Raw genomic sequence first — 25,069 nt, 5'->3', positions numbered from 1 at the left:
AAGTGATGACAAATTGTCATCACTTTTTTAGTCTATTCTTTTGGCCAAAACACGTTCTTTTTCAGGCGTAACTTCAATTGAGTTCTGTCCTGTGTAAATGACAAAGCCAGGTCTTGCACCGTTTGGTTTCTTTACGCGCTTATCTTGTACGTAATCTACTTGAACATGCGCAGAATTTTTGGCTTTCGAGAAGTAGGCTGCTATTTCTGCCGCTTCTAAAATATCATCATCAGATGGATTAGCATCTTGTAAGATGACATGAGAACCAGGGATATTTTTTACATGAAACCAAATATCGGTTTTATTAGCCTTTTTTAAAGTTAGCCAGTCATTTTGATAATTATTTTTTCCTACCAAAACGGTTTTACCCGATGATAACCGGAATTTGTTCAGATTATGTTCCGTTACCTTCTTTTTCCGTTTTTGCTTTTGTGGTCGCTTAAGGTAACCCTGATTTATTAATTCATCAGTTATTTGATCAATGTCTTCTGGTTCAGCATTATCAATAGCAGTTTGAATTGAGTCAAAATAACGTAAGTTGTCATTAGCAATCTCAATTTGTTCTTTAACATGCTTAATTGAATCACGCAATTTTTTGTAGCGTGTGAAATATTTCTGCCCATTTCGAGCAGGCGAGAGGGCAGCGTCAAGTTTAATCTCAATTGGCCGATTATTATCATAATAATTAGGCAACGAAATTTTGGTCATACCTGGTTTGACCTGCGCCAAATTAGCGTTTAATATTTCACCGCGAATGCGATATCCTTCAGAGTTTTCAGCTTGCTCTAGCTGCTTCTTGAGCTTAACAACTTTTTTAGTCAGCTTTTTTTGTTCGTTTTTAACCAAACGTTCAATTTTGCTAGATTTTTGTTTTACCCAATCATGATTTGCTTGGTAAAGATAAAACTCATCTAGGGCATGATTTAAATCAGGATCAGAACTTTCCTTAACTAAATCCAAATGGTAGGGAAGGTAAGGAAAAATTTTACGTTTATTTCTAGGTGTTAATAGTACAAAAGCACCTTTTTTATCAAATTGATTTATAAAAGTCCTAAATGAAGAATAAGAAAAGTCATCCTCAAGATAACCTATTAACTCGGAGCGATCATCACGATCAAGACCATTTATCTGGCCAGCAAATTCGCTAGGATCATTTACAGTAGCTTTTTGCATGAATTCCTGCTCGCTCAAATCAAAACCATTAATTCCTGGGTTAAGAGGAGGGAGCTCATACTTAGCTTTCGGTAAAAGAATACGCGCCCGATTTTCATCAGGGTTAATCCGCTTCAGTAAATCAATGATATGACCATTGCTATTATCGTAAAGAATAACATTACTATGCCGGCCCATTAATTCAACTGATAAAACTAGCTGAACCTGATCGCCCAATTCGTTACGATTACTAAAGCGAAAATTAACTATGCGGTCTACACCTACTTGTTCAATCTCCTGTAATATTGAGCCCTCTAAATACTTTCTAAGTACCATCACAAAGGTCGGAGCCTTATCTGGGTTCGCAATTGCTTTCTTAGTTAAATAAAACCGCGGATATTGCGCATTAGCAGAAATAAGTAACTGATAATTTTTACGTTCATTTCTAAATGTTAAAACCAGGTCTTGTTCAAACGGCTGATATATTTTTGAAAGACGACCGTTAACGAGAGTTGGCTTAATACTGTTTAATAGGCTATGAATGAATAATCCATCGAATGCCATAATATCACCTCAAAATACGATATCTATTATACCAATTATTTTGGCATAAGTATAAAAGAAGAATAAGAATGATTAATCTTAAAATAAGTTACCTTTGTTCATATATTAACTTTTAGACACTTTTGCAAATAAATCATTGCAAAAAGTCGATATACTGGTAATATAGATTTATGATTATTGCTATGAAATATCATAAGTTAAAAATAATATAGTTTGTTTCACGGCGAAAATTATTTTGTGTCCGTGGTGATGTTTCACGGATTTTTAAAGGTAAAAGCCGCGTCTTCTTATGGTAACCGGTTTTTCTAGGAATAGTTTTCACTTATAAAATATTTTTATTGTTTACTTTAACAAAGAAAAGGTAGTTAGATGGATATTTTATCTTTTAGTACAATAGCGGGAAATGTCAAAAAAGAGATTAGCAAAAGGTGTGGATTAAACCTCTCACAAACACGAATTTTGCTATATTTTGATCAAAACAATAATATGGCTTTAAAAATGGGGGATCTAGCCGTTAATTTGCAAATCTCACTCTCAACTTTGAGTAGACAGCTACAGCAGAAAAAAACATTAAGTTTTGTTACCATCACACGTTCAGAAAATGATTCTAGCAAGACCGTTGTTTTAAACGAAAATGGGCTGCAAAAAATTATTGAGCTAAAACAGGCCTTGACTCAGATTGAAAAAGCAATGTTTAAAGATTTTTCAGATCAAGACGTGGCAGTTTTTACTAAAATCTTTAATTCATTAGTAGAGCAAGCGCAAGCAAATTCATTAAACTAGCTGTCGAACCACTTCTTTTTTTATGCTATAATTTCCCTATATTGTACATACAAGAAGCGAAAGGTTAATTAGATGAAGATTGCATTAGTTACTGATAGTACTAGCGTTATTACTAAAGAAGAAGCCAAGGAAAACAACATTGTTGTCGTTCCTATTCCGATTATCATCGGTAACAAAGAGTACTTGGAAGATATCGACATTACTTCTGATCAACTGTTCGAAATGCAAAAGCAGGGAACTGATTTTCCTAAAACTTCACAACCAAGTCTGGGCTATTTGATTAGTCTATTTGATAAACTCCATGATGATGGTTATGAAGCAATTATAGCGATTACTTTATCAAGCGGAATTTCTGGATTTTATCATACTTTATGTAACATTGCGGAAAGCAATCCAAAGTATAATTTACATCCAATTGACACAAAGATGACGGTACGCTTACAGGGAAACTTAGTTTTAGCAGCTGCTAAAATGATTAAGAATGGGGTAGAATTGAATGTTATTCTCGAGCGCCTTGAAAATATCCGCTCAACTATTAACGAGATTTTTGTTGTTAATGACTTGAACAACCTTAGTCGTGGCGGACGGCTAAGTAATGCCGGGGCTTTTATTGGCTCCATGCTCAATATTAAGCCGCTTTTAACGTTTAGGGAGGGCAATATTGTTGCCTTTGATAAAATTCGTTCCATGAAGCGGGCATTTGCCAAAATCAAGAAACTAACGGTTAAAGATATTGCTAAATTGCCTTATAAGGATAAAATCAAACTCTTTATTATTGATTCCAATGATAGCAGCCAGGTTGAAGAAGCAAAAGAATGGATTAAGCAGGAATTTCCTGAGCAGAATGTATCCGTCACTAAATTTAGTCCGGTAATAGCTACACACTTAGGTGAAAAGTCATTTGCAATTGGTTGGATGATTGATATTGACAAAATCGATTTAACATAATTTATGTATGCAACTGTTCCAGTTGCTTTTTTTGTAAAAACAAATCGGGCTGCTTGCAGCTGAAAGGAAACAATAATGGAAAAAAAGGATCAATTTTCAAAATGGGCAATTGAATTACAAAGTATCGCACAAAATGGACTGGAATATGGTCATGATCGCTTTGATTTGGAACGATATGCTCGCATTAGAGAAATTGCAACTGAAATGATGGCAGCTAAAACCGGTTTGCCGTTAAAGCAAGTAAAGGACTTATTCAGCAGCGATGATGGCTACCAAACACCCAAATTGGCCACACGTGCGGCAATTTTTAAGAATGATAAGCTATTGCTGGTACACGAAACCACAGATGATCATTGGTCAATGCCTGGCGGTTGGTGCGAGCCAAATTTATCAGTTGCGCAAAACTGTATTAAAGAAGCTCGGGAAGAATCGGGCCGAAAGATTGCAATTGATCAAGTAATTGCAATCAGAAACAGCAAAACTAACGTTCATGGTCATGACCGAACTGAGCGAGCAATTAATGTCTGTAATGTAATCTTTTTATGTCATGACTTAGGTGGAGATTTTGTAAAAAATACTGAAACAACTGAATGCGACTATTTTTCCTTAGACAATTTGCCGCCGCTTTCACTTATTAGAAATACACCGGAAGAAATTAAAATTTGTTTTGATGCTCATAAGGCCGCAAACTGGCAAGTTTTATTTGATTAAAACAAAACTAAAAAGAACTCCACATAACATTATTGGAGTTCTTTTTTCTTAGCTATTCTTTTTTATCTTTAGCTGTAGCAATTCTATCTAAAGCTGCTCGTTGCTTTTTTTGGTCAACGTGCGTGTATAAATCGGTAGCCGAGGTACCCTTTTGTCCAAGTTGCTGTGCTACTAACACCTGGTCTTTGGTCACATCATATAATTCGGAAGCGAGTGTATGCCGCAATTTATGTGGAGTTAGTGGATGCCCAAAAGCAGCAGAATATTTATTAACCATTTTTTCAATAGCATTAGTCGTAATTCTTTTTGTTTGATGATGCCACCTTGTGAGGAAGAAAGCTGTTTCCTTTTTTGAGGCCATATAACGCTGTCTGCGGACTTTTTTATAGTCGGATATATAGTTTAGTGTCCATTGAGCAATCGGCACGCTATCGCGCTGTCCGCCTTTACGGGTGACATCTAAGGTAGCCTTTTTTAAATTCAAATCGGTAAGGTCAATTCCGGCACATTCTGAAACACGAATACCGGTTCCAAGAATTAAAGCAATAATAGCCATATCACGCTCCTTATTGACTTTAAAACTAGGTAGCGCATGAACATTGCACTGCTTTTCAAATTCATTAGCAATAAAATCTAAAAACTGATATTTTAATTTCCCGGTGTACATATGCGATTCCAAAACATGTGCACGATAATTTAACGTCTCAGTATTGTTAAGTGAGTCAATCTTCAGCATTACATTTCGTTCAAAGTATGGTTTTCCATCATTATTATCAGCGGTAATAGTTAAAAATTTGAATAAGGAACGCAACGCATTAATTGACCGGTTAATCGTTGTCGGTGAATTTAAATTACCTTGCTTGTTTCGAACATGGCCCAAATAATTGATATAGAGCATAATATCGTTTCGGTGCAAAGTCGCCAAAGTTTCAATACTAATTTTTTGATTGGTATCAGCAGGGGAAATACCTTCATGACGAAGCCAATCAAAAAAACGTCTAATTTCTGTAAGATACTGGTACGATGTCGCTAAAGAATGACTAGTACCAAAATTGTACTCTTTAACAAAATCCGGCATCTTATTTAATTCTTCTTGGATGAGATCCAAATACTTTTTTGTTTCCACGTAGTTCTCCTAGCTTTTTTACTAACTATTATATAGCAAAATCTGAATGTATGTTTGTCTTTTTTATAGTGAAAGAGTGGGAAGCGGGGAAGAAGAGGCTTAATAAGGCTAATTTAACTGCAATAATAAGTGGAAGTTGACCACGTTAAAGAATACTTGGTCAGCACCATTTTAGGTAACTTAAGCAGGATAAATTGCGTTCTTTAGCCTTGTGAGGGAAACCTTTTTATTAAGAAACACGCAGGAGGGTAAAAAACAGATATTTTGAATAAATCCGGCCAAAAACCGCCAGCTTAAAATCTTAAACAGTCCAAATCCCAAGTTGCCAAGCTGATAGTTAAAACTTTAATTACTAGAATATTTTGCAAATGGTTTTAACAAAAGTTATATAATCATTTTTATAATTTTTTTTGAGTTAGATTTAAGCAAATTCAGCAAAAGCCTGTCAGATAGCTATTTTTACTTATCATTAAAATTATAGTTTTAATGATACCAAAATAAAATTTTGATTATTTAGCCCGATAACTAAAGCATTTTAAGCAGCAAACCATACAGGGTAAAATTTTAGTACTCTACCAGCAAATGTATCCTGGCAGAGAATAATTTTTGCGTTCAGTTCATACATGCTAGTGGTGATCTTCATTTACTTGTTCAAATTCCTCACCAAGATATCTTATAGTTAAACAGCAACAGAACGCTTTTGCTTGCTCAAACTAACCGTGAAAACATCAAGTTTATCAAGTGTGTCATTAATTAACTTCCACTAGTTTTCTTGACGACAATAGTTTTATTTCAGCAATAAAACTACCTTTATTGAAAATTATTAAGACTCTCTAAAGTCAGTAGTGTAAGATTTGTCGAATAAGCTAAGAGGAATTAAACTAACTACTGCTTAAAACTTAAATAGTAATATTAGGTCGATTGTCGTTGATTATTAACAGATTTTGGCAAAACGCACTTCTACTAAAACAACTGGCAGTCATTGATAAAACTGAGATAGCTTTACATAATATATATTATACGAAGTTGTCTTACGGATTGAATCATTTTCACTTGCTATACCCTTTATTTACTTTCTTAGGACCTGCATTTATTTAAGTTTGTAGCAACCGTCAAATTATCTTTTTTAATTTGATGTATTTAGTGTAATAATTGGTTTAATTTGCTTATTCAATTTTGAAGCGATTATAAATTTTTCTTAGAATTGTGAGCAATTTTTGTTTGTGCGAATTTTATTATTTTTGGAACTGTTTCTTTTGCTTTTTAGCAATTTTGCTAATTATTGCCAGTTTTTCAAAATAAATTAATAAGCGCTTTCCATCTTGATGTTATATATTATTACCCTTTTTGGTAAAACTATTCTTAACCATATTTTGGACTTCATTGCCAATCAAGCCTTCCAATAGGCAAAATAGTATTTGCCACTTTTTCAATTTCCATTTTAAGTTGATTTTTTTAGTAGTTTTTATTTGATTTTTTTCTATTTTGTCCTACAATACTATCTGGGGTATAGTTTAAAGTGTTTTTATTTGACTGTTTTTGTTTAAGTTTTAGTTGAATTTAAGCGTTTTATTCATTATTTTTATTGTTTTAGTTTTTAATTCCATAATTAATCTGTTATTATGTAATATGGAATTATATTTTTGAAAGGGTTGAATTTATTCCATGAGTATAAATTTAGGAAAAGAGATATGCCGTCGTAGACGTGAGCAGAAGCTGACACAGGAGGACCTCGCTGAATTAAGCGATTTGTCAGTTAACTTTATTTCACGTCTTGAAAGAACTAAGAACCAAAACATTAGTATTCAAAAATTGGATTCTATTGCTAGAGCTTTGAATACTACTACGCCGGATATTATTATGAATGCTTACCGCTTCAAAGAAGTTAAGGTTGAAAATCATCATGATAATACACCGGTATTCATCAAGAAGGTTCTTAATGAATTAAGAAAGATGGATCCAGAAAAAGCTGAAAGAGTATGCAAGTCTTTCATTATTCTGGCCAAAGAAATTAATAAAGATTAAGAATTAATCCTAAAACTAAAAAGCACAAGTTAGGCTTCTCACCTACCTTGTGCTTTTTCTATTGCTTTGTTTATTTTGTTTTTAGTTAAATGCTTCAGTCAATGGCGGAACCACTTGCTTTTTACGTGATACTACCCCTGGCAAACTAATTTCTGAATCAGCAACCTTGCCAAAAGCTTTCTCAAATGCTGCTATAGCATCATCTGAGCCGGTTACTAATGCCTTTGAATCAGAGTCAAGTACATTAGTAATTAGCAACATGAACAAATCATAATTTTCACTTGCTGAAGCAGCGTTCATTGCCTTCAAGAAGGCATTTTTACGTTCCATCGCCTCTGGTAAGTCAACCACATTAATTTGCGCTACACGGACAGTTTTGCCGTTTAAATCAAAGCTCTTAGCATCTAAGTCAATTAAGTCTTCTTCAGACTTGCTGGCGATATTAGTTCCAGCCTTTAATTCTTCAAGACCATATTTTTCGTAGTCCACGTCAGCAATTTCTGCTAATGCTTTAACTGCTTTCTTATCTTCATCCGTAGTTGTCGGTGATTTTAAAAGCAAAGTATCGGAAATAATTGCGGAAAGCATAATTCCAGCGATATTTTGGGGAATTTCAACATTGTAGTGCTGATATAATTGCCACATAATCGTACTTGTACAGCCAACAGGAGCAGCTAGGTAGAATAATGGTGAGCTAGTATTAAAATTCATAATTCGATGGTGATCAACCACATGAGTAACAGTTACCTGATCAATATCTGAAACACTTTGCTGCGGTTCATTGTGATCAACAAGCATTACCTTGTCTACTTCATTTGCGGCAGTTTTAATAACTCTAGGAGCTTCAAAGCCAAATTTTTTCAGCGCAAATGCAGTCTCATCATTAGCCTCACCCAATGCGACTGGCTCGGTATTATAGCCTAGCTTGTTTTGCAAGTATGAGTATGCAATAGCAGTCCCAATCGCATCTGTATCAGGATTTTGATGGCCAAAAATTAACTCTTTTTCCATTAATCTTCCTCTTTTTCTTTCAAAAATATTCAAAAATATTATTCTTCATTATTAAGTTTACCTAATAATGCTTATTCATCCAAGAATTTTTTGAATTCGGCTAAAAAGCGTTCAATTCGGGGAACGTCTTTTTTACCCTTGCGATAAATTACTGAAGTTGAGAATTTTGTATCATCTTTCAAATAAATCGGGGTTAAATTGATGTCATTTTTATGTAATTGATAATATGAGTTATTAATAAAAGTATCGTACTCAGTTTCTTCAGCCGTATCAAGCAATTGCTTTGTTGAAGAAAAGCTGAGTGGCACCTTCATGCCATTTTTAGCATTCATCTTACTACCAAATTTTTCCCTCATTATTTGGGTCAGATAAAAATTATCTGGATATGCTACCCACTGTCTGTCAATAAATTCAGAAACCGGGTAAGATTTTCCAGCCTTCGCTTTTTTATCATGCGTCAAGATCGTAAGCCGATCTTCACAAACTTTCATGTAATCGTACTGATTCTGGAGATTAACCTGACTCTTCTTCATATTATCCGGCACATAAATAAGTGCCAAATCAATTAAATTATTGTCCAGATTATACCAAAGATCCTTCCGATTAAAATAGCATACGTTTACGGTTATATCAGGACTTTTTTGGTTAAATTTGACCAAAAACTTTCGTAATACTTCAGAGTCTACACTATCTAAGACTCCGATTGAGATATTACCCTTATCTGCTTGAGTAAACTCCTGAATATCATTGACAACTGAATTGATTGTCCCCAAAAGCTTGATTGCACCCGTTTGCAGCTGCTTGCCTGCTTCAGTCAGATAAAGCTTCTTACCCATCTGTCCAAACAAAGGAGTACCAATCGCGTGCTCGATTTTTTTAATTTGTTGAGTCAAAGCTGGTTGTGTAATTCCTAAGATTTGGGCCGCTTGAGTATAGTTCATAGTATCAATCAGCTGTAAAAAATAATGTAAAGACTTAGTTGAGAGTATTGTATCTGTTTTAGGCATAAAATTTATCCTTCTATCTTAACAATAATATAACCCTATTTATATGCTATTATCTGTCAAAAAATATTACATGTCAAAGTATAATTCAAAGTCAATTAAGCCTTTTTTAGCCTATTTACAGTGTATAAGTAAATAAAATTTATCTCGAACTAAGTGGTTTACCAATTTGTAAATTAACAGGTATGCCGTCACTTGTCGTATCCACTACAAATGAACCATTTGAATAGCGATCACCAAGTGGATAATCATTTGTTTCCAGTTTAATCCGTCGCTTGCTGCTAGTAGTAATTGTTAATTCGTGGTCTTGACCATATGACGCCACTGCTACTATGCGATGAGGATTATTTTTGAGTTCTCGCAATACGAGAACGCCGCGCTTAGCACGCGAAACTTTATTAATTAGTTTTACTTTAAATTGTTTAAATGCACCTCGCTGCGTTACCAAGCCAACTCGTACCAAATTGAGATTTTGCGGATCAACTAAAATATAAGAAACAACAAAATCATCATCTTTTAAGTTAACTGATTTTACCCCGGCTGCTTTAGCACCAGATTCAGGAACTTCACTGACATCATAGCGTACAGCGTATGCCTTATGGGTAAATAAAATTATTTCTGCTTTAGTATCCGGCTTAATTAAATCAACTCGTACAACCTGGCTATCATCTTTCTTCATTTTAATTGCAGTAATTGCCCGGGAACGGTAGGTTCTAGTCGGTTGCAGGTTTTGCAATTGCAATTGCTTAATATAACCATCATCAGTTGCAAGCAGGAAGTTGACATCTTGATCAAGCTGATCAAATTCAAAGACCCGGATGATTTGCTCTTCACTGTTTAAGCCAATTTCCTGTGAAAGGTGCTGACCAGTATCCTTCCACTTAGTTTCAACTAATTCATTAACTGGCCGGTAAATCAAATTCCCGCGATTAGTAAAGAGATAAAGATTGGTCAGAGTTGATAGTGTTTTTTCAAAAACAACTTCATCCCCATCCGGCAAACCATTATCTTCATCATCACTAGATTGCCAAGAACGCAAAGAGGAACGCTTTAAATAGCCATCCCTACTTATTAGGACTCTAACTTGCTCATCAGCAACCAACGCTTTTTCATCAATCTGAATCTTGGCCGTTTCAGCCGAAATTTCCGTTCGCCTTGGATTACCAAATTCACGCTTAACAATCGACAGCTCTTTAATGACTTCTTTATCTAAAACCTTTGAATCAGATAACAAAGTTTGATACCGATCAATCTTTTGGTTTAAATCAGTCTGCTCATCAACTAATGCATCAACATCGGTATTAGTTAACCGGTAAAGCTGCAAAGAAACGATTGCCTCTGCTTGCCGTTCAGTAAAACCGAACTTTTTAGCCAAATTAACCTTCGCTTCAGTTTTATTCTTTGAAGCTCGAATCACCTTAATTACTTCATCAAGGATATCCATCGCGTGAATTAAACCTTGTATAATTTCTAGGCGATTCTCTGCTTTATTAAGGTCGTACTTAGTTCTCTTAGTAACTACATCTTTCTCATGCTCCAAATAAGACGCTAGGATATGCTTTAAACCAACTTGCATTGGCGTCATATGATCAATTGCGACCATGTTGAAGTTGTAGGAAACTTGTAATTCCGTGTTCTTAAAAAGATAATTTAAAATATTTTGTGCATCTGCACCCTTTTTAAGTTCGACAACAATTGACAAACCATGACGATCAGTTTCATCACGTACTTCCGCAATGCCGTCAATTTCTTTATTCAAACGGATTTCATCCATCTTTTTGACTAAAAGAGCCTTATTGACTGCATATGGTATTTCCGTAATGACAATTTCTTCACGGTGACCACGAATTTCCTGAATAGATGACTTTGCCCGCACTTGCACACGACCACGACCAGTTTCATACGCTTCTTTTAGCCCTTTTTGTCCCATCACGATTGCACCGGTAGGAAAATCGGGACCTTTAACAAACTTCATTAAGTCATCTAAGGTTGCATCCGGGTGCTTTAATAAATAGATGGTCGCATCAATTACTTCCGTTAAGTTGTGTGGCGGAATTTCTGTTGCATAACCAGCTGAAATTCCCGTTGAACCATTAACTAGCAGATTAGGAAAACGGACAGGTAAAACGGTTGGTTCATATTCCGTGTCATCGAAATTAAGCACCATATTAACCGTATCTTTATCAATGTCCTGTAAAAGCATATTTGATATTTTGCTTAAGCGAGATTCCGTGTAACGCATCGCCGCAGGACCGTCACCATCCATTGAACCGTTGTTACCGTGCATTTCAATTAAGGTCTCACGCATCTTCCAATCTTGTGACAAGTGAACTAAAGCGCCATAGATTGAACTGTCACCATGGGGATGGAAGTTACCCATGATATTACCAACCGCCTTGGCAGCCTTTTTAAAGGGTTTGTCATAGGTATTCCCGTCCCGGTACATAGCATACAAGATTCTTCTTTGAACGGGTTTCAAACCATCACGAATATCCGGCAAAGCCCGTTCTTGAATAATGTACTTGGAGTATCTTCCAAAACGTTCACCCATGACCTGCTCAAGCGGCATTTCACGAATTCGTTCTTTTGTTGCCATTAATTAAAAACCTCTTTACTCATTTTCTTCTTCCAAGATTGAAGCATTTTCGCCCATTCTGAACTTAACATTTTCTTCAATCCATCTTCTTCTGGCATCGACCTTGTCGCCCATTAGCGTGGTAACTCGGCGTTCAGCTAAAGCTGCATCATCGATTTTAACTCTAATAAGCATTCTAGATTCTGGGTTCATTGTTGTCTGCCACAACTGCTCGGCATTCATTTCCCCCAAACCTTTAAATCGCTGCAAAGCGTAACCGCGGCCCATCTTATCTTCGTCAGCCCGCAATTCCTCATCAGTCCAGGAATATTTAACTTGAGTATTCTTGCCACGACCCTTTTGCAACCGGTATAAAGGCGGTAAAGCAATATATACTTTGCCGTTTTCAATCATTGGTCGCATGTAGCGGTAAAAGAAAGTCAACAGCAAGATCTGAATGTGCGCACCATCGTCATCGGCATCCGTCATAATGATGACTTTGTCGTAATTAGAATCAGCAACATTAAATTCAGCACCAACTCCCGCACCGATGGTATAGATCATCGTATTGATTTCTTCATTTTTAAAAATATCCTGCAATTTAGCTTTTTGCGTATTTAACACCTTACCACGCAATGGCAGAATAGCTTGGAAACGACGGTCACGTCCCTGCTTTGCTGAACCACCAGCTGAGTCCCCCTCAACTAGGAACAATTCGTTCTTTTTAGGATTACGTGATTGTGCTGGTGTCAGTTTACCCGAGAGTACTTCTTTTTTCCGACGTTTTTTACCATTTCGACTCTCATTTCGAGCCTTTTTAGCTGCCTCACGTGCATCCCTTGCACGCTGAGCTTTTTTCACTAATTCCTGGGCCAATTCGCCGTTTTCCATTAAGTAATAAGACATCTTTTCGTAAACAATTGCGTCTACGACTGATCTTGCTTGCGGCGTGCCTAATTTGCCCTTCGTTTGTCCTTCAAATTCCAGTTGTTCTTCTGGTATCTTGACGGATAACACAGCACTTAGACCTTCACGGTAGTCGGAACCATCAATATTTTTATCTTTTTTACCTAATAAGCCTTGCTTTTTCGCATAATCGTTAAATGCCCGCGTAAAACCGCTTCGTGCACCAACTTCGTGTGTACCGCCATCAGCAGTTCGCACATTATTAACAAACGAAACTAGACTTTCAGAGTAACTGTCGCTGTATTGACCACTGAATTCGACTTCGATTTCGTCTTGTTTACCTGAAAAGTAAAAAACATCATTTAACGTATCTTTGCCTTCATTTAAGTAGGACACAAAGGACTCAATCCCATTGTCATACTTAAAATCATCATGATGCTCAGGCTCACGTTCATCAGTCAAAACAAAGCGAACGCCTTTTAATAAGAAGGCAGATTCTCTAATTCTTTCCTGAATCGTCTCATACTTATATTTAGTTGTTGAAAAAATCTTCTCATCCGGTTTAAAGGTGATTGTCGTTCCTGTTTTTTCCTTTGTCTTACCTAAACGCTTCAAAGTACCAACAGGATGACCGCCATCCTTAAATTCTTCTTCATAGGCAACGCCATCGCGAACAACCTTAACATCCATATAACTGGAAAGAGCGTTAACTACCGAAGAACCAACACCATGTAGTCCACCTGAAGTTTTATAGTTTTGCTCCGTGAACTTACCGCCGGCATGCAAAACGGTCAGAATGACTTCAATTGTCGGTCTGCCTGATTTATGCATCCCTGTGGGCATTCCACGACCAAAATCGCGGACGGTCACGCTATTGTCTTGATGGATGGTTACATCAATTTCTTGACCAAACCCGGCCATTGCCTCATCAACTGAATTATCAACTATTTCGTAAACGAGCTGATTTAATCCATGGATATCTGTCGATCCAATGTACATTCCTGGGCGCTTACGAACAGCTTCTAAACCATGAAGAATCTGGATTGATGAGTCATCATAAGAATTCGTTTTTTTATTTGCTTTAACCAAATAAACTCCTCCAGTTTAAATCATTTATTTATTTTAATCCTCATACTAAGCAATTTTTGATAAAATAGCTTTAGTTATTAAGGAAGTAGGATATAAATGATAAATCTTAAATTAATACTGGTATTTATTCTAGCATACTTGCTCGGATCCTTCCCAACAGGTGTAATCGTCGGTAAAATATTTTTCGCAGAAGATATCCGTGATTATGGCTCTGGTAATATCGGTACAACAAATTCCTTTCGCGTCTTTGGACCGGTTGCTGGAAGTTTCGTTTTGATAGTTGATGTTCTCAAGGGAACACTTGCAACAAGCTTGCCACGACTGTTTCACCTTCCAGGGCCAAAATATTTATTGCTAATTTCTGGTGGATTAGCTATTTTGGGACATACTTGTTCAATTTTTCTTAAATTTAAGGGTGGAAAAGCAGTTGCAACAAGTGCAGGCCTGTTTTTGGGTTATAACCTAAAATTCTTTGCCGTCTGTGCAGTGATTTTCTTGCCACTGGTATTCATTACATCGTATGTTAGTTTATCCAGTCTAATCGCAGTCGTATTAATTTTTATTGCTACCTTTTTCTTTCATGACATTTTCCTTGAGGTAATTGTTGGCTGCATCATGATCATTTTATTTGTTCGTCACCGAAGTAACATCAAGCGGCTCATTCACCACCAAGAAAATATCATCCCTTTTGGGTTGTGGTACTGGTATAAAAAAAGCCACCACAAGTTATAAAGCTAAAATAAATACAGCCAGTAATTAAGTTACTGGCTTTTATATTATAACTTTTGGGAACAATAGTTCGCAAGCGAAAAATAAACAAATTGGATTATTTATGTAAAGAGCTGGATCTTACTTACTACCAACTTTTGACCGCGGCATAATAAGGCCACCGCAAGCTTTACTCTTAGTCGCTTTAAAAATGTTCTTCAAAACTAAAACCAAATAATTTTTGGGCCAGCAATCTATTCTTAGCGGGAATTAAAAGGCGTCGAGTTTTAACTTGACGCCTTTAGTTAATTATTAAACTTTAGTCTAAATTTGCTAGCTAGTCTTGATCATGAAAAGCCATACTAAAACCAGCGGTAAAGGTTGCATTAGCATCTAAATGATTCATGCCATACTTTTCTTCTAACTTTTGGTTCGTATCTGCCCGATCGGCAATCCCCCACCACGGCTCAATACAAACATAATCAGCCGTTTTAGGATATTGCGACCAAATACCAACAAATGGAGCATCACGCAACCAAACATTTACATGGAAATTACTAGTATCTGTTTTTAGCGAAACGCGATTATCATGACCACGCAATTGAAAAATTAAAGCATCATTTTTAAATAAATGATCACTTAAAGTTATCAAGCTGTTAGTTGATGCTAGTGAGCGGTTATCCCAGTCCAAATATGCTCCTTTTAGCGGAATTTGAACCCGAGCCCGCGAAGGTTTGGTACTAAAGTAAAAATCTTCTTTTGCTACCTTTTCATCTGTTGGAATATTAAATCCTGGATGACCACCAATACCAAAAATCATTTCGCCATCAGACCGGTTGGTTACACTGAAATTTTCCTCCAACAAGTTGTTAAGCAAATTGTAATTCACCCGTAGTTCAAACTTGAACGGGTAAATCGCTAATGTCTCTGGCGTATCAGTTAACAAAAAAGTGATACTTTCAGCGGTCTGATGTTCAACAGTAAACTCCATATCCCGGGCAAAACCATGCTGGGTCATATGATAGCTTTTACCTTGATAGGTATACTCATCATCTTGCAATTTGCCAACGATGGGAAATAAAACCGGTGCATGACGCTGCCAAACATTAGGGTCAGCTTGCCATATATACTCATATCCGCTGTGTTGGCTCTTCACGCTTTGAATTTCAGCGCCAGTACTTGATATGACGACTTGTAAAATACTGTTCTTGATAGTGTAATCCATGATAATACATCGCCTTTTTACAGAATAAACTTAGTTAAATCCTTATTAGTTATTATATCACTAAGTTTTTCATCAACATATGCTTGGGTTACAGTTATTTCACCCATGGTCATATCAGGTCCTTCATAAAGGACATCTTCAAGCAGCTTTTCGAGAATAGTTGACAGTCTTCTAGCCCCAATATTATCTGTTCCCTGGTTAACGTCATAAGCAATTTGTGCAATACGGTCAACTGCTTCTTTAGTAAAGATTAGCTTGATGCCATCTGCTTTCATCAAAGCAACATATTGCTCAAGTAGGGAATCAGCTGGATCCTTCAGAATTTTTACAAAATCATCTTTTGAAAGAGCATTAAGTTCAACCCGAATTGGGAAACGTCCTTGCAGTTCTGGAATCAAATCACTTGGCTTTGACTCAGAAAAAGCCCCTGCAGCAATGAACAAAATATGGTCAGTTGAAACCGGACCGTACTTTGTCTGAACAGTCGATCCTTCAACGATTGGCAAAATATCACGCTGTACACCTTCACGAGATACCTCACCCGAAGTCTTTTTGTTGCCAGCAGTAATTTTATCAATTTCATCAATAAAAATAATTCCGTTGTTGGCTGTCCGTTCAATTGCTTTTTGGTAAATTGTATCGTAGTCAACCATTTTTCTAGATTCTTCTTGAATCAAGACTTCACGGGCATCTTTAACCGGTAGCGTCCGTTTAACCCGCTTTTTAGGGACTAAGCCATTAAGTACGGAACTCATGTCCATTCCCATTTGACTCATCATATCATTCATTGGATTAACTTTAGGAGCTTGTTCTACTTCAATCGTGACGTCCCGATCTTCTAACAATCCCTTATTTAGCTGCTCAGCAACTGACAAACGTTCATTCCTAATTTCATCAGTTACTTCATCTTGGTCAGTATCGGCTGCTTGATCAGTATTTTGACCATTGGTCATCAGCATTGACATCATGTCCTGGAATTCTTGCATTTGATTTTGCCGTTTTTCGTGCTTAATGCCAGGAACTAACAGCCGAACCAATGTCTTATTGGCTTCTTTAGCCGCCTGCACACGTACACGATCAAACTGCTCTTTTTCTTCCATTCGAACTGCTTCAGTTACTAGGTCGCGTACCATCGATTCAACGTCCCGTCCAACATAACCGACTTCCGTAAATTTGGTTGCTTCCACCTTAACAAACGGAGCATTGACAATCAGAGCAAGTCTTCTAGCTATTTCAGTTTTACCTACCCCGGTTGGACCTGCCATAAGCAAGTTTTTCGGAGTGATATCTTCCTGCATCTTTTTAGGTAGCTGCAATCTTCGATAACGGTTGTACAAAGCAACAGCCACCGCCTTCTTGGCCTCGTCTTGACCGATAATATATTCGTCTAATAAACTAACGATTTGTTTTGGCGTTTTTGTTTCCATGACTAATTTCACCTACTTTTAAAGTTCATCTGTATGAATCTGATCATCAGTAAAAATATCGATACCGGAAGCAATCTCAACTGCTTCATGAGCAATTTCACTAGCAGACATCCCCGAAGAATGGCGCGTCATCGCGATAGCAGCAGCCTGGGCAAAATTACCACCTGAACCGATTGCTACAACATTTTCATCAGGCTCAAGCACTTCACCATTACCTGAAATAAGCAATAAATCCTTTTCGTTAAAGGCAATCAGCATTGCATCTAATTTTTGTAAGGTAGCATCCTTACGCCAAGCTTGGGCCATTTCAACCGCCGCACGCCTTAAATCACCACCAAATGCTTCTAACTTTCCTTCAAGCATTTCCTGCAAGCTAACCGCATCGGCCACACCACCAGCAAAGCCGATGACGACGCGATCATGGTATATGCGTCTTATTTTTTTAGCCGTTGCCTTAGCAATGACCTTTTCGCCTAAGGTTACTTGGCCGTCACCAGCAATTGCTGTTTTTCCGTTATATTTAACTGAACAAATCGTTGTCATTATTTTGCCTCATCTTTCTTATCATTACGGGTAAAAAATTGCTCATAGTTTTCCTGTAAATGACTCATTGTTACATGCGTATATATTTGGGTAGTTGATAAATTAATGTGCCCCAATAACTCCTGTACGCTACGCAAATCTGCACCATTATTCAGCATTGCTGTCGCAAAGCTGTGTCGCAATTCATGGGGATGAACTTTACCGTTAATCCCCGCACCATTAAATACTTTTTGCATAACATATTCTATGCCCCGGGTTGTCAATTGTTTACCTTGATGATTGACAAAAACAAAAGGACAATCGTGATCTTTGATGAGCTCAGGCCGGGCATCAGTCAGATAATTTGCCAAGGCCTCTTTAGTTTGCTCATCAAAAGCAACATAACGATCTTTGTTTCCCTTTCCGTGCACGAGAATAATTTTTAAATCTAAATCAACTTGCTCAAGCGTTAAATTGCTAACTTCGCTAACACGCATGCCGGTTGTATAAAACAACTCAAACATGGCTAAGTTCCGCCTAGTTAACAGGTCACTGCCATTGAGCGATGCAAAAACCTGTTTCATCTCAGGTGCATAAAAAAACTGCGGCAGTTTGTGCTCTTTTGCCCGCAGAACAATTGCCTGCGTCGGGTCTATTTTAACAATTTTACGCTTAGTTAAAAAGCGATAAAAAGATCTTAAACTAGACATTTTACGGGATTGAGTTGAACGAGCTAACTTACGTTCTGCCAGATTTTGTAAAAAAATCTCAACATCACGGCGTTCAATCTTTTTCCAGCCAGCAAACCCGCCATTACTTTTCCAAAAAGACTTTGCCTCGAGCAAATCCGTTTGGTAAGACTTAATGGTCTTCTGACTATAATGTCGTTCGTTTTTTAGATAAGACAGAAACAGATCTAGTTCATCACTATTTTCTAAAGCAGCCATTGTTAATCCAACTCTTTTTGCTTAAATTCTTGAAGTTTTTCTAAACTACGCTCACTAATTTTTTCATGCCGTTCCCGTTTGTTCCGAATCTTTTTCCCTTCAAGACCAGGGATCAAAGCAAAACTGGCATTCATTGGTTGAAAGTGTTTAACGCTGGTTGTAGTCACATAATTTGCCATCGAGCCAAGAGCGGTCATTTTAGGAAAAATTACAGTGGGCTCATCAAAAGCTTCCTTAGCCGCATTAATACCGGCAACTAAGCCACTACCAGCACTTTCAACGTAACCTTCAACACCCGTCATTTGACCTGCGAAAAATAACCCCGGTTGTTTTTTCGCTTCATAACTGGCAGTCAAAACTTCGGGAGAAGCCATATAAGTATTACGGTGCATTTTGCCGTAGCGGATGAAACGCGCATTGGCTAAACCCGGAATCATTGAAAAGACTCGTTTTTGTTCACCATATTTCAAGTGCGTTTGAAAGCCAACAATGTTGTACATTGAAGCGGCGACGTTATCTTGGCGTAATTGAACTACCGCATACGGCGTCTTGCCAGTATGAGGATCTTCTAAACCAACGGGTTTAAGAGGGCCAAACAGCATCGTCTTTTCTCCCCGCGAAGCCATTACTTCAATTGGCATGCATCCCTCAAAAACATCATCTTTTTCAAAATCATGCATTTGTGCTGTTTCCGCATTAACCAATTCCTGAGTGAATTCCTCGTATTCTTCCTGCGTCATCGGGCAGTTAAGGTACGCCGCATCCCCGCGATCATAGCGCGATTTTTTATAAACAATATCTAAATCAATCGAATCGGCGGCAACAATTGGCGCTGCTGCATCAAAAAAGTGCAGACTTTCGGTTCCCGAAAACTCCTGAATTTTAGCAGCCAACTTATCACTGGTTAAGGGACCAGTTGCAATAATGGTAATGCCATCTTGGGGCAATTCAGTAATTTCTTCATCATGAAACGTAATATTGGGTAGTGCATGGAGTGTCTTGGTGATGTAAGCACTAAATTCATCCCGGTCAACAGCAAGAGCTCCGCCAGCTGGAACCTGAGTTTTATCCGCCGCTTTTAAAACAAGCGAATCCAATTGACGCATCTCTTCTTTCAGTAACCCGACAGCATTGGACAGCTGATTAGACCGCATTGAATTGGTACAAACAAGCTCTGCTAATTCGCCGGTTTTATGAGCTGGCGTCATTTTAGTTGGTCTCATTTCATATAGATCAACCGAAATCCCTCGTTTGGCTAATTGCCAAGCGGCTTCACTACCCGCCAAGCCTCCACCGACAACAGTTACAGTTTTTGGCATATTTATATTCCTTTACTAATTTTTATTTACTTATATAAAAAGAATATCATCAAATCTAAGTGATTTGATGATATTTAATTAAATTTAATGTTATTTTGCGGTCTGTTCTTCCTTAGGTTCTTCTTTATAGTCGCCATTTGGACATAAAATAACCAGACCTTTTTTGTTTTTCTTTTCCACTAAGAAATGACCGTCATTAGGGCAGACACGGTTAATCGGCTTGTCCCAGGAAACAAAATCACAGTCAGGGTAGCGAGAGCAGCCATAGAATTTGCGGTTGCGTTTAGACTTCTTCTCAACTACATCACCTTTACCGCATTTCGGACAGATTACACCGACCTTTTTCACAATTGCCTTAGTATTGCGGCAATCAGGAAAACGTGAGCAGGCGTAGAACTTACCATAGCGTCCCATCTTGATCACCATCGGGGCACCACAGATATCGCAGTTAAAACCAGCAGGTTCATCCTTAATCTGAACTTTTTGAATGCCTGACTCGGCTTTATCTAATTCCTTTTTAAACGGGTGATAATATTCGTCAATTACCTTGACCCAATTTTTCTTCCCTGCCTCAATGCTATCGAGGTCGCTTTCTAATTGGGCGGTAAAATCAATGTTAACAATATCCGGGAAGAATTTTTCGATTAAGTTATCGACAATTTCTCCTAATTCAGTAGGTACGATTGCTTTACCCTCAAGCTTGACATAATAGCGACGCTGAATCGTATCGATCGTTGGCGCGTAGGTTGACGGACGCCCGACACCATTTTCTTCTAGTGTATGAACTAAGCTGGCTTCCGTGTAGCGTGCAGGTGGCAACGTAAAATGCTGCTTGTTATCGGATTTTGCTAACTTAACTTGATCACCATCATCTAGTTCAGGTAATTCTACATTTTTTTCCTGCAAATTATCATAAACCTTGGTGAAACCAGCAAACTTCATTTTCGAACCAGTCGTCCGGAAAATTACCCCATTTTGTTCAATGTCAGCTCTTACGGTATCGTAAACAGCAGGCGTCATTTCACTGGCTAAAAAGCGGGACCAAATCAGCTTGTAAAGACGATATTGCTCGGTAGTTAAAACATCCTTTAAAGATTCAGGTGTCCGGTAAACACTTGTAGGCCGAATTGCTTCATGGGCATCCTGCGCATCTTCCTGATTTTTAAAGTGTCTTGCACCTTTGGCAGCATATTCTTTGCCGTATTTTTCATTTAGGAACTTAGATGCTTCAGCTTGAGCGATTGGGGATGTCCTTTTAGAGTCCGTTCTCATATAGGTGATTAGACCGACTGTGCCCTGTTTGCCCAGACTAATACCTTCATATAACTGCTGTGCAATACTCATGGTTCTGCGCGTCCGATAATTTAGACGCTTATTAGCTTCTTGCTGCATAGTTGAAGTCGTAAACGGTGCAGCAGGTTGCCGCCGACGTTCACGCTTAACGACATTATTAACTTGAAAAGCCTGCTTTTTATCAATTTTTGCTAGAACCTTTTGCACGGCTTCATTATTCGGCAAGTCCTGCTTTTTGCCATCGACGCCCCAGAATTGTGCCTTAAACGCCTTAGTTTTCTTTTTGAATTCGGCATCAATTGTCCAGTATTCTTCTGGCTTAAAGTTTTTAATTTCCTTTTCACGGTCAATTACCAACTTAAGAGCAACAGACTGAACACGTCCTGCACTAAGTCCTTTTTTCACCTTATCCCAAAGGATTGGCGATAAAGAATAACCTACAATTCGATCTAGGATTCTTCTGGCCTGCTGAGCATTTACCGTATCCATATCAATGGCACGGGGATTTTTAAAACTATTTTTAACAGCATCCTTGGTAACTTCGTTAAAAGTAACCCGGTTCTTAGCCGTATCATCCAGATTTAAGGCATGAGCCACATGCCACGCAATTGCTTCTCCTTCACGATCGGGGTCAGATGCTAGGTAAACATCTTTAGCTTTCTTAGCTTCAGATTTTAATTCTTTAATCGTATCGCCTTTACCCCGAATCGAAATATATTTCGGTTTGTAATCATGATCAAAATCAATTCCCATTTGTGACTTAGGTAAATCACGAATATGGCCTTTCGATGCAATGACGCGATAATTACGTCCGAGATATTTTTCAATAGTCTTCGCCTTAGCTGGCGACTCAACGATCACCAATGTTTTTTTACGTTTTTTTGGCTTTGATTTTGTTGGCATCAAAAGCCTCCTCATTAAATTCTTTTTTAAAATACTAGTCTGACAATAGTATATTTACCCGCAAATTGTCAAATCTTTCAAGTTATAACTGATAATCAGTTATCGGAATCGCCCCCGCGGCAATCAGCTTGTTTGGCCCAGCAGAAAGCTCATTGTCAATTGGTCCCGGAACCGCATAAATATCGCGATTTTCCTGTAATGCCAGGTTCGCTGTAATCAGTGAACCGGATTTTTCCTGCGCCTCGGTAACAATTACTTTTTGGGCAATACCAGCTAATATCCGATTTCTTTGCGGAAAACGAAAGGGTCTTGGCGGCGTGTCAGGCAAATACTCGCTAAGAATTAGGCCACGGCGGATAATTTGTTCTTGAACGTGATAATTACTGAGCGGATAAAAATGATTTAAGCCATTACCAACTACCGCGATTGTTTTACCTTCACTAGTTAGTGCTGCCTTGTGCGCCATCACGTCAACGCCCTTAGCCAAGCCACTAGCAATCACCCAGCCTTTTTTAACAAGATGGGGAACCAATTTGGTCAAAACTGAACGACTATATGACGTTGCCATGCGTGAACCCACTATTGTCACAATTTTTTGCTGTAAGAGATTAACATCTCCCTGAGCAAACAAAACTAACGGCGGCCGGTAAATTTGGCGCAATTGCTCCGGATACACATCGTCAAAAAAGCTAATAACCTGACACTGCTTTTTGATTCGGTTTACGTAAATCTCTGCCTGATCATCATTATAAGCAGCTAAACTCGCTCTTTTTAAATTGCTAGGCAAGTCCATTTTCATCAGCGCTTTAAGATTGACATCAGCTGTATCTAGTTGACTAGCAATTTTTAACATCTTAACATAACCAATTCCTTTTTGTAATTTTAAACGCAAAAGAAAATTTGTTGTTTTCATAAAAAACCTCCCTATCTACATATACGTAAAAAAGGAGGGAAATTTTTTATTGATAAAACTCACTGACAGGTGCAAATGTTTTGCGGTGAATTGGTGATGGGCCATACTGCCTGATAGCGGCCAAATGCTCTTTAGTACCATAGCCAGCGTTGACTTCAAAGTGATATTCGGGATAGATTTTAGCATAATCTGCCATTAGCTTATCACGAAAAACCTTGGCAACAATTGAAGCGGCAGCAATCGAATTAGACTTTGCATCCCCTTTAATTAACTTCACTTGCGGAAGAGCAACCGGCACATCCATCGCATCAACAAGCAAAGCATCAACGGAACAATCTAAATTATTGACGGCCTGTGCCATAGCCAATCGATCTGCTTCATAAATATTTACTTTATCTATTACCTCAGCGTCTTTGAGGCCGACAGCGACACTGACTGCTTCTTCAAAAATTTTAGGATAAAGTTCGCATCTTTTTTTAGCACTTAGTTTTTTCGAATCATTCACATCGATCAGATCAAAATCCTGGTCAATAACGACGGCAGCTGTCACCACCGGACCAGCCAAAGGTCCACGACCAACTTCATCGACACCGGCCACTACTTGCTTTTTAGCCCAAAATTGGCGCTCATAATCAAACCGCTTTTCAAACGCTGCTTTTTTACTTGCTAATTTAGCCTGACGCTTTTGATAGCTAACCAGTAATTTCTGAACGCCTGCTCTTGGATCTTGCGCCAACTGGGTGATTGTTTCTGCGGGAAGTTTTTCCTGGGTTAATAAAGTTTTTATTTCATTGATTGTCATGGTCGATCTAATGTAATCCTTCCTACTTTGCCTTTACGCAGGCGTTGGAGAAGATACAGAGAAAAGCGATCATAGTCGTCACGCATCCCGTATTCTTCGGTAAGGGCTAAGAGCAAATCTGTATCATTGATTCGGCCTACTTGTTCCTTAGTTGTCCGCGCAAACTTTGCCACATCGCCCAAATAATGTTCACGCAACCTGGCAAGTAAAAATAGCGCAACATCATCAGCACTAAAAATACTATCTTTAATTGCGCCAAAGGCGGCAAGCTTATAGCCAACGTCCTGATCTTCAAACTTAGGCCATAAAATTCCGGGAGTATCTAAAATCTGAATGTTAGATTGCGTCTTTAACCAAGTTTGGCCCTTGGTTACACCAGGCTTATTACCCACGGCCGCTACATTGCGGCCAACCAAACGATTAATAATGGTCGACTTACCACAGTTAGGGATACCTGCCAGAGCAATGCGAATAACCGGATTGGCTGCACCTTTTGCTTCCAATTTAGCAATTTTAGCGCTTGCTGCTTTTTTCACCATCCGAACTAAAACCTGCATATTAGTATTATGCAAAGAGTCCAGTGCCATCACCACCTTGCCTTTGCCACTCAATTTTTTCTGCCAGATTTTAGTCATTACCGGGTCGGCCAAGTCAGCTTTATTTAAAATAATTAAGTGCGGTTTATCGCCAACTAAGTCTTCAATCATCGGATTTCTAGATGACTCAGGAATTCTCGCATCAAGTACTTCAACCAGAACATCAATTAATCCCATTTTGTCCTCAAGTTGATTGCGAGCCTTGTTCATGTGACCAGGATACCATTGAATTTTAGCCATTGTTTTTGCCTTCTTTACACTAAAAAGGCCCCAAGAAGGAGCCTTTGTTAATACATCATTTTATCGTGATACATCTGATAAGCTTGATCAAAAATGCTCATGCTCGGTAAATAGCCCGCATTTAGCTCAAGATACTCCGATAGCTTTTCATAATTTTGCTCTTGCTTAGGAAAAGTTTGATCATTTTGTGCATTATTTGCAAATTGCACGACAGGATCGGTGGAATCTGCATCCCGTAACGTCATTAAGTAACGGTAAAAACTTTCTCGATATGCCAATT

At 38.0% G+C, this 25,069-nt stretch carries 21 protein-coding genes; 5 read left to right on the top strand and 16 right to left on the bottom strand.

Translation table 11 applies throughout. The features are described 5' to 3' along the window. Positions 1-27 precede the first annotated feature (27 nt). Positions 28-1,716, bottom strand: coding sequence for an Rqc2 family fibronectin-binding protein (locus J3U54_RS05025; RefSeq protein WP_267385317.1), 1,689 nt, complete (start codon positions 1,714-1,716; stop codon positions 28-30). Positions 1,717-2,085: 369 nt separating this feature from the next. On the opposite strand from J3U54_RS05025, the gene J3U54_RS05020 reads away from it, so the two are divergent. The 3 genes from J3U54_RS05020 (at position 2,086) to J3U54_RS05010 (ending at position 4,158) form a co-directional block, all read left to right on the top strand. Beyond that, positions 2,086-2,499, top strand: a complete 414-nt coding sequence (locus tag J3U54_RS05020) for a MarR family winged helix-turn-helix transcriptional regulator (RefSeq protein ID WP_103751614.1) — start codon at positions 2,086-2,088, stop codon at positions 2,497-2,499. 72 nt (positions 2,500-2,571) lie between these two features. Continuing rightward, positions 2,572-3,447 carry a DegV family protein gene (locus J3U54_RS05015; protein ID WP_267385315.1) on the top strand — a complete coding sequence of 292 codons (876 nt, stop codon included), beginning with the start codon at positions 2,572-2,574 and terminating at the stop codon, positions 3,445-3,447. Between the two features lie 75 nt (positions 3,448-3,522). Continuing rightward, positions 3,523-4,158, top strand: a complete 636-nt coding sequence (locus J3U54_RS05010; RefSeq protein WP_267385313.1) for an NUDIX hydrolase — start codon at positions 3,523-3,525, stop codon at positions 4,156-4,158. 52 nt (positions 4,159-4,210) lie between these two features. Here J3U54_RS05010 and xerS read toward each other — a convergent pair whose 3' ends face one another. Beyond that, complete coding sequence (gene xerS, locus J3U54_RS05005; RefSeq protein ID WP_220221131.1) at positions 4,211-5,284, bottom strand: tyrosine recombinase XerS; 1,074 nt, start codon at positions 5,282-5,284, stop codon at positions 4,211-4,213. Positions 5,285-6,949: 1,665 nt separating this feature from the next. Here xerS and J3U54_RS05000 point away from each other — a divergent pair. After that, complete coding sequence (locus J3U54_RS05000; RefSeq protein WP_103751610.1) at positions 6,950-7,309, top strand: helix-turn-helix domain-containing protein; 360 nt, start codon at positions 6,950-6,952, stop codon at positions 7,307-7,309. An 81-nt stretch (positions 7,310-7,390) separates the two neighbouring features. Here the strand turns inward: J3U54_RS05000 and J3U54_RS04995 are convergent, their stop codons facing one another. The 4 genes from J3U54_RS04995 to parE form a co-directional block, all read right to left on the bottom strand. Next, the gene (locus J3U54_RS04995; RefSeq protein ID WP_220221130.1) at positions 7,391-8,320 is read right to left on the bottom strand and encodes a manganese-dependent inorganic pyrophosphatase; all 930 of its coding nucleotides are present in this window, start codon (positions 8,318-8,320) and stop codon (positions 7,391-7,393) included. 71 nt (positions 8,321-8,391) lie between these two features. Next, positions 8,392-9,327 (bottom strand): LysR family transcriptional regulator, encoded by a 936-nt coding sequence (locus J3U54_RS04990; protein WP_220221129.1) that lies wholly within the window; start codon positions 9,325-9,327, stop codon positions 8,392-8,394. A 139-nt stretch (positions 9,328-9,466) separates the two neighbouring features. After that, positions 9,467-11,920, bottom strand: coding sequence for a DNA topoisomerase IV subunit A (gene parC, locus J3U54_RS04985; RefSeq protein ID WP_267385311.1), 2,454 nt, complete (start codon positions 11,918-11,920; stop codon positions 9,467-9,469). Between the two features lie 15 nt (positions 11,921-11,935). Next, positions 11,936-13,894 carry a DNA topoisomerase IV subunit B gene (parE, locus tag J3U54_RS04980; RefSeq protein ID WP_220233032.1) on the bottom strand — a complete coding sequence of 653 codons (1,959 nt, stop codon included), beginning with the start codon at positions 13,892-13,894 and terminating at the stop codon, positions 11,936-11,938. A 96-nt stretch (positions 13,895-13,990) separates the two neighbouring features. Between parE and plsY the strand changes: the two genes are divergently transcribed. Continuing rightward, positions 13,991-14,626, top strand: coding sequence for a glycerol-3-phosphate 1-O-acyltransferase PlsY (plsY, locus tag J3U54_RS04975; RefSeq protein WP_103751605.1), 636 nt, complete (start codon positions 13,991-13,993; stop codon positions 14,624-14,626). A gap of 313 nt (positions 14,627-14,939) precedes the next feature. Here the strand turns inward: plsY and J3U54_RS04970 are convergent, their stop codons facing one another. The 10 genes from J3U54_RS04970 to J3U54_RS04925 form a co-directional block, all read right to left on the bottom strand. Further along, on the bottom strand, positions 14,940-15,827 hold the full coding sequence (locus J3U54_RS04970) for an aldose 1-epimerase family protein (protein ID WP_267385310.1): 888 nt from the start codon (positions 15,825-15,827) through the stop codon (positions 14,940-14,942). Positions 15,828-15,844: 17 nt separating this feature from the next. Then, on the bottom strand, positions 15,845-17,254 hold the full coding sequence (hslU, locus tag J3U54_RS04965; RefSeq protein ID WP_267385309.1) for an ATP-dependent protease ATPase subunit HslU: 1,410 nt from the start codon (positions 17,252-17,254) through the stop codon (positions 15,845-15,847). Between the two features lie 18 nt (positions 17,255-17,272). After that, positions 17,273-17,797, bottom strand: coding sequence for an HslVU peptidase proteolytic subunit (hslV, locus tag J3U54_RS04960; RefSeq protein ID WP_103751602.1), 525 nt, complete (start codon positions 17,795-17,797; stop codon positions 17,273-17,275). Continuing rightward, entirely contained in the window at positions 17,797-18,723 is a 927-nt protein-coding gene (gene xerA, locus J3U54_RS04955; protein WP_267385307.1) for a site-specific tyrosine recombinase/integron integrase, read from the bottom strand. Before xerA ends, hslV begins: the two co-directional genes overlap by 1 nt. 2 nt (positions 18,724-18,725) lie before the next feature. Continuing rightward, complete coding sequence (gene trmFO, locus J3U54_RS04950; RefSeq protein ID WP_267385304.1) at positions 18,726-20,042, bottom strand: methylenetetrahydrofolate--tRNA-(uracil(54)-C(5))-methyltransferase (FADH(2)-oxidizing) TrmFO; 1,317 nt, start codon at positions 20,040-20,042, stop codon at positions 18,726-18,728. A gap of 90 nt (positions 20,043-20,132) precedes the next feature. After that, a complete protein-coding gene (topA, locus tag J3U54_RS04945; RefSeq protein WP_103751599.1) occupies positions 20,133-22,238 on the bottom strand; it encodes a type I DNA topoisomerase in 2,106 nt (701 codons plus the stop codon). 82 nt (positions 22,239-22,320) lie between these two features. Continuing rightward, complete coding sequence (gene dprA / locus J3U54_RS04940) at positions 22,321-23,151, bottom strand: DNA-processing protein DprA (protein WP_267385301.1); 831 nt, start codon at positions 23,149-23,151, stop codon at positions 22,321-22,323. A gap of 46 nt (positions 23,152-23,197) precedes the next feature. Next, positions 23,198-23,953 (bottom strand): ribonuclease HII, encoded by a 756-nt coding sequence (locus tag J3U54_RS04935; protein WP_103751597.1) that lies wholly within the window; start codon positions 23,951-23,953, stop codon positions 23,198-23,200. Beyond that, positions 23,950-24,789, bottom strand: a complete 840-nt coding sequence (gene ylqF, locus J3U54_RS04930; RefSeq protein WP_220221121.1) for a ribosome biogenesis GTPase YlqF — start codon at positions 24,787-24,789, stop codon at positions 23,950-23,952. Before ylqF ends, J3U54_RS04935 begins: the two co-directional genes overlap by 4 nt. A 47-nt stretch (positions 24,790-24,836) precedes the next feature. Then, positions 24,837-25,067, bottom strand: a complete 231-nt coding sequence (locus tag J3U54_RS04925) for a YozE family protein (RefSeq protein WP_103751595.1) — start codon at positions 25,065-25,067, stop codon at positions 24,837-24,839. Positions 25,068-25,069: the final 2 nt, after the last annotated feature.

The organism is Lactobacillus sp. B4007 (assembly GCF_026535895.1).
Classification (GTDB): domain Bacteria; phylum Bacillota; class Bacilli; order Lactobacillales; family Lactobacillaceae; genus Lactobacillus; species Lactobacillus panisapium.
Note: the sequence above shows the minus strand (reverse complement) of the source record. Positions and strands in the feature narration are given on the sequence as shown.

Coding starts and splice junctions, on each gene's coding strand:
- J3U54_RS05025 (WP_267385317.1), bottom strand. CDS start 1,716: ATGGCATTCGATGGATTATTCATTCATAGCCTATTAAACAGTATTAAG.
- J3U54_RS05020 (WP_103751614.1), top strand. CDS start 2,086: ATGGATATTTTATCTTTTAGTACAATAGCGGGAAATGTCAAAAAAGAG.
- J3U54_RS05015 (WP_267385315.1), top strand. CDS start 2,572: ATGAAGATTGCATTAGTTACTGATAGTACTAGCGTTATTACTAAAGAA.
- J3U54_RS05010 (WP_267385313.1), top strand. CDS start 3,523: ATGGAAAAAAAGGATCAATTTTCAAAATGGGCAATTGAATTACAAAGT.
- J3U54_RS05000 (WP_103751610.1), top strand. CDS start 6,950: ATGAGTATAAATTTAGGAAAAGAGATATGCCGTCGTAGACGTGAGCAG.
- J3U54_RS04995 (WP_220221130.1), bottom strand. CDS start 8,320: ATGGAAAAAGAGTTAATTTTTGGCCATCAAAATCCTGATACAGATGCG.
- J3U54_RS04990 (WP_220221129.1), bottom strand. CDS start 9,327: ATGCCTAAAACAGATACAATACTCTCAACTAAGTCTTTACATTATTTT.
- parC (WP_267385311.1), bottom strand. CDS start 11,920: ATGGCAACAAAAGAACGAATTCGTGAAATGCCGCTTGAGCAGGTCATG.
- plsY (WP_103751605.1), top strand. CDS start 13,991: ATGATAAATCTTAAATTAATACTGGTATTTATTCTAGCATACTTGCTC.
- J3U54_RS04970 (WP_267385310.1), bottom strand. CDS start 15,827: ATGGATTACACTATCAAGAACAGTATTTTACAAGTCGTCATATCAAGT.
- hslU (WP_267385309.1), bottom strand. CDS start 17,254: ATGGAAACAAAAACGCCAAAACAAATCGTTAGTTTATTAGACGAATAT.
- hslV (WP_103751602.1), bottom strand. CDS start 17,797: ATGACAACGATTTGTTCAGTTAAATATAACGGAAAAACAGCAATTGCT.
- xerA (WP_267385307.1), bottom strand. CDS start 18,723: ATGGCTGCTTTAGAAAATAGTGATGAACTAGATCTGTTTCTGTCTTAT.
- trmFO (WP_267385304.1), bottom strand. CDS start 20,042: ATGCCAAAAACTGTAACTGTTGTCGGTGGAGGCTTGGCGGGTAGTGAA.
- topA (WP_103751599.1), bottom strand. CDS start 22,238: ATGCCAACAAAATCAAAGCCAAAAAAACGTAAAAAAACATTGGTGATC.
- dprA (WP_267385301.1), bottom strand. CDS start 23,151: ATGAAAACAACAAATTTTCTTTTGCGTTTAAAATTACAAAAAGGAATT.
- J3U54_RS04935 (WP_103751597.1), bottom strand. CDS start 23,953: ATGACAATCAATGAAATAAAAACTTTATTAACCCAGGAAAAACTTCCC.
- ylqF (WP_220221121.1), bottom strand. CDS start 24,789: ATGGCTAAAATTCAATGGTATCCTGGTCACATGAACAAGGCTCGCAAT.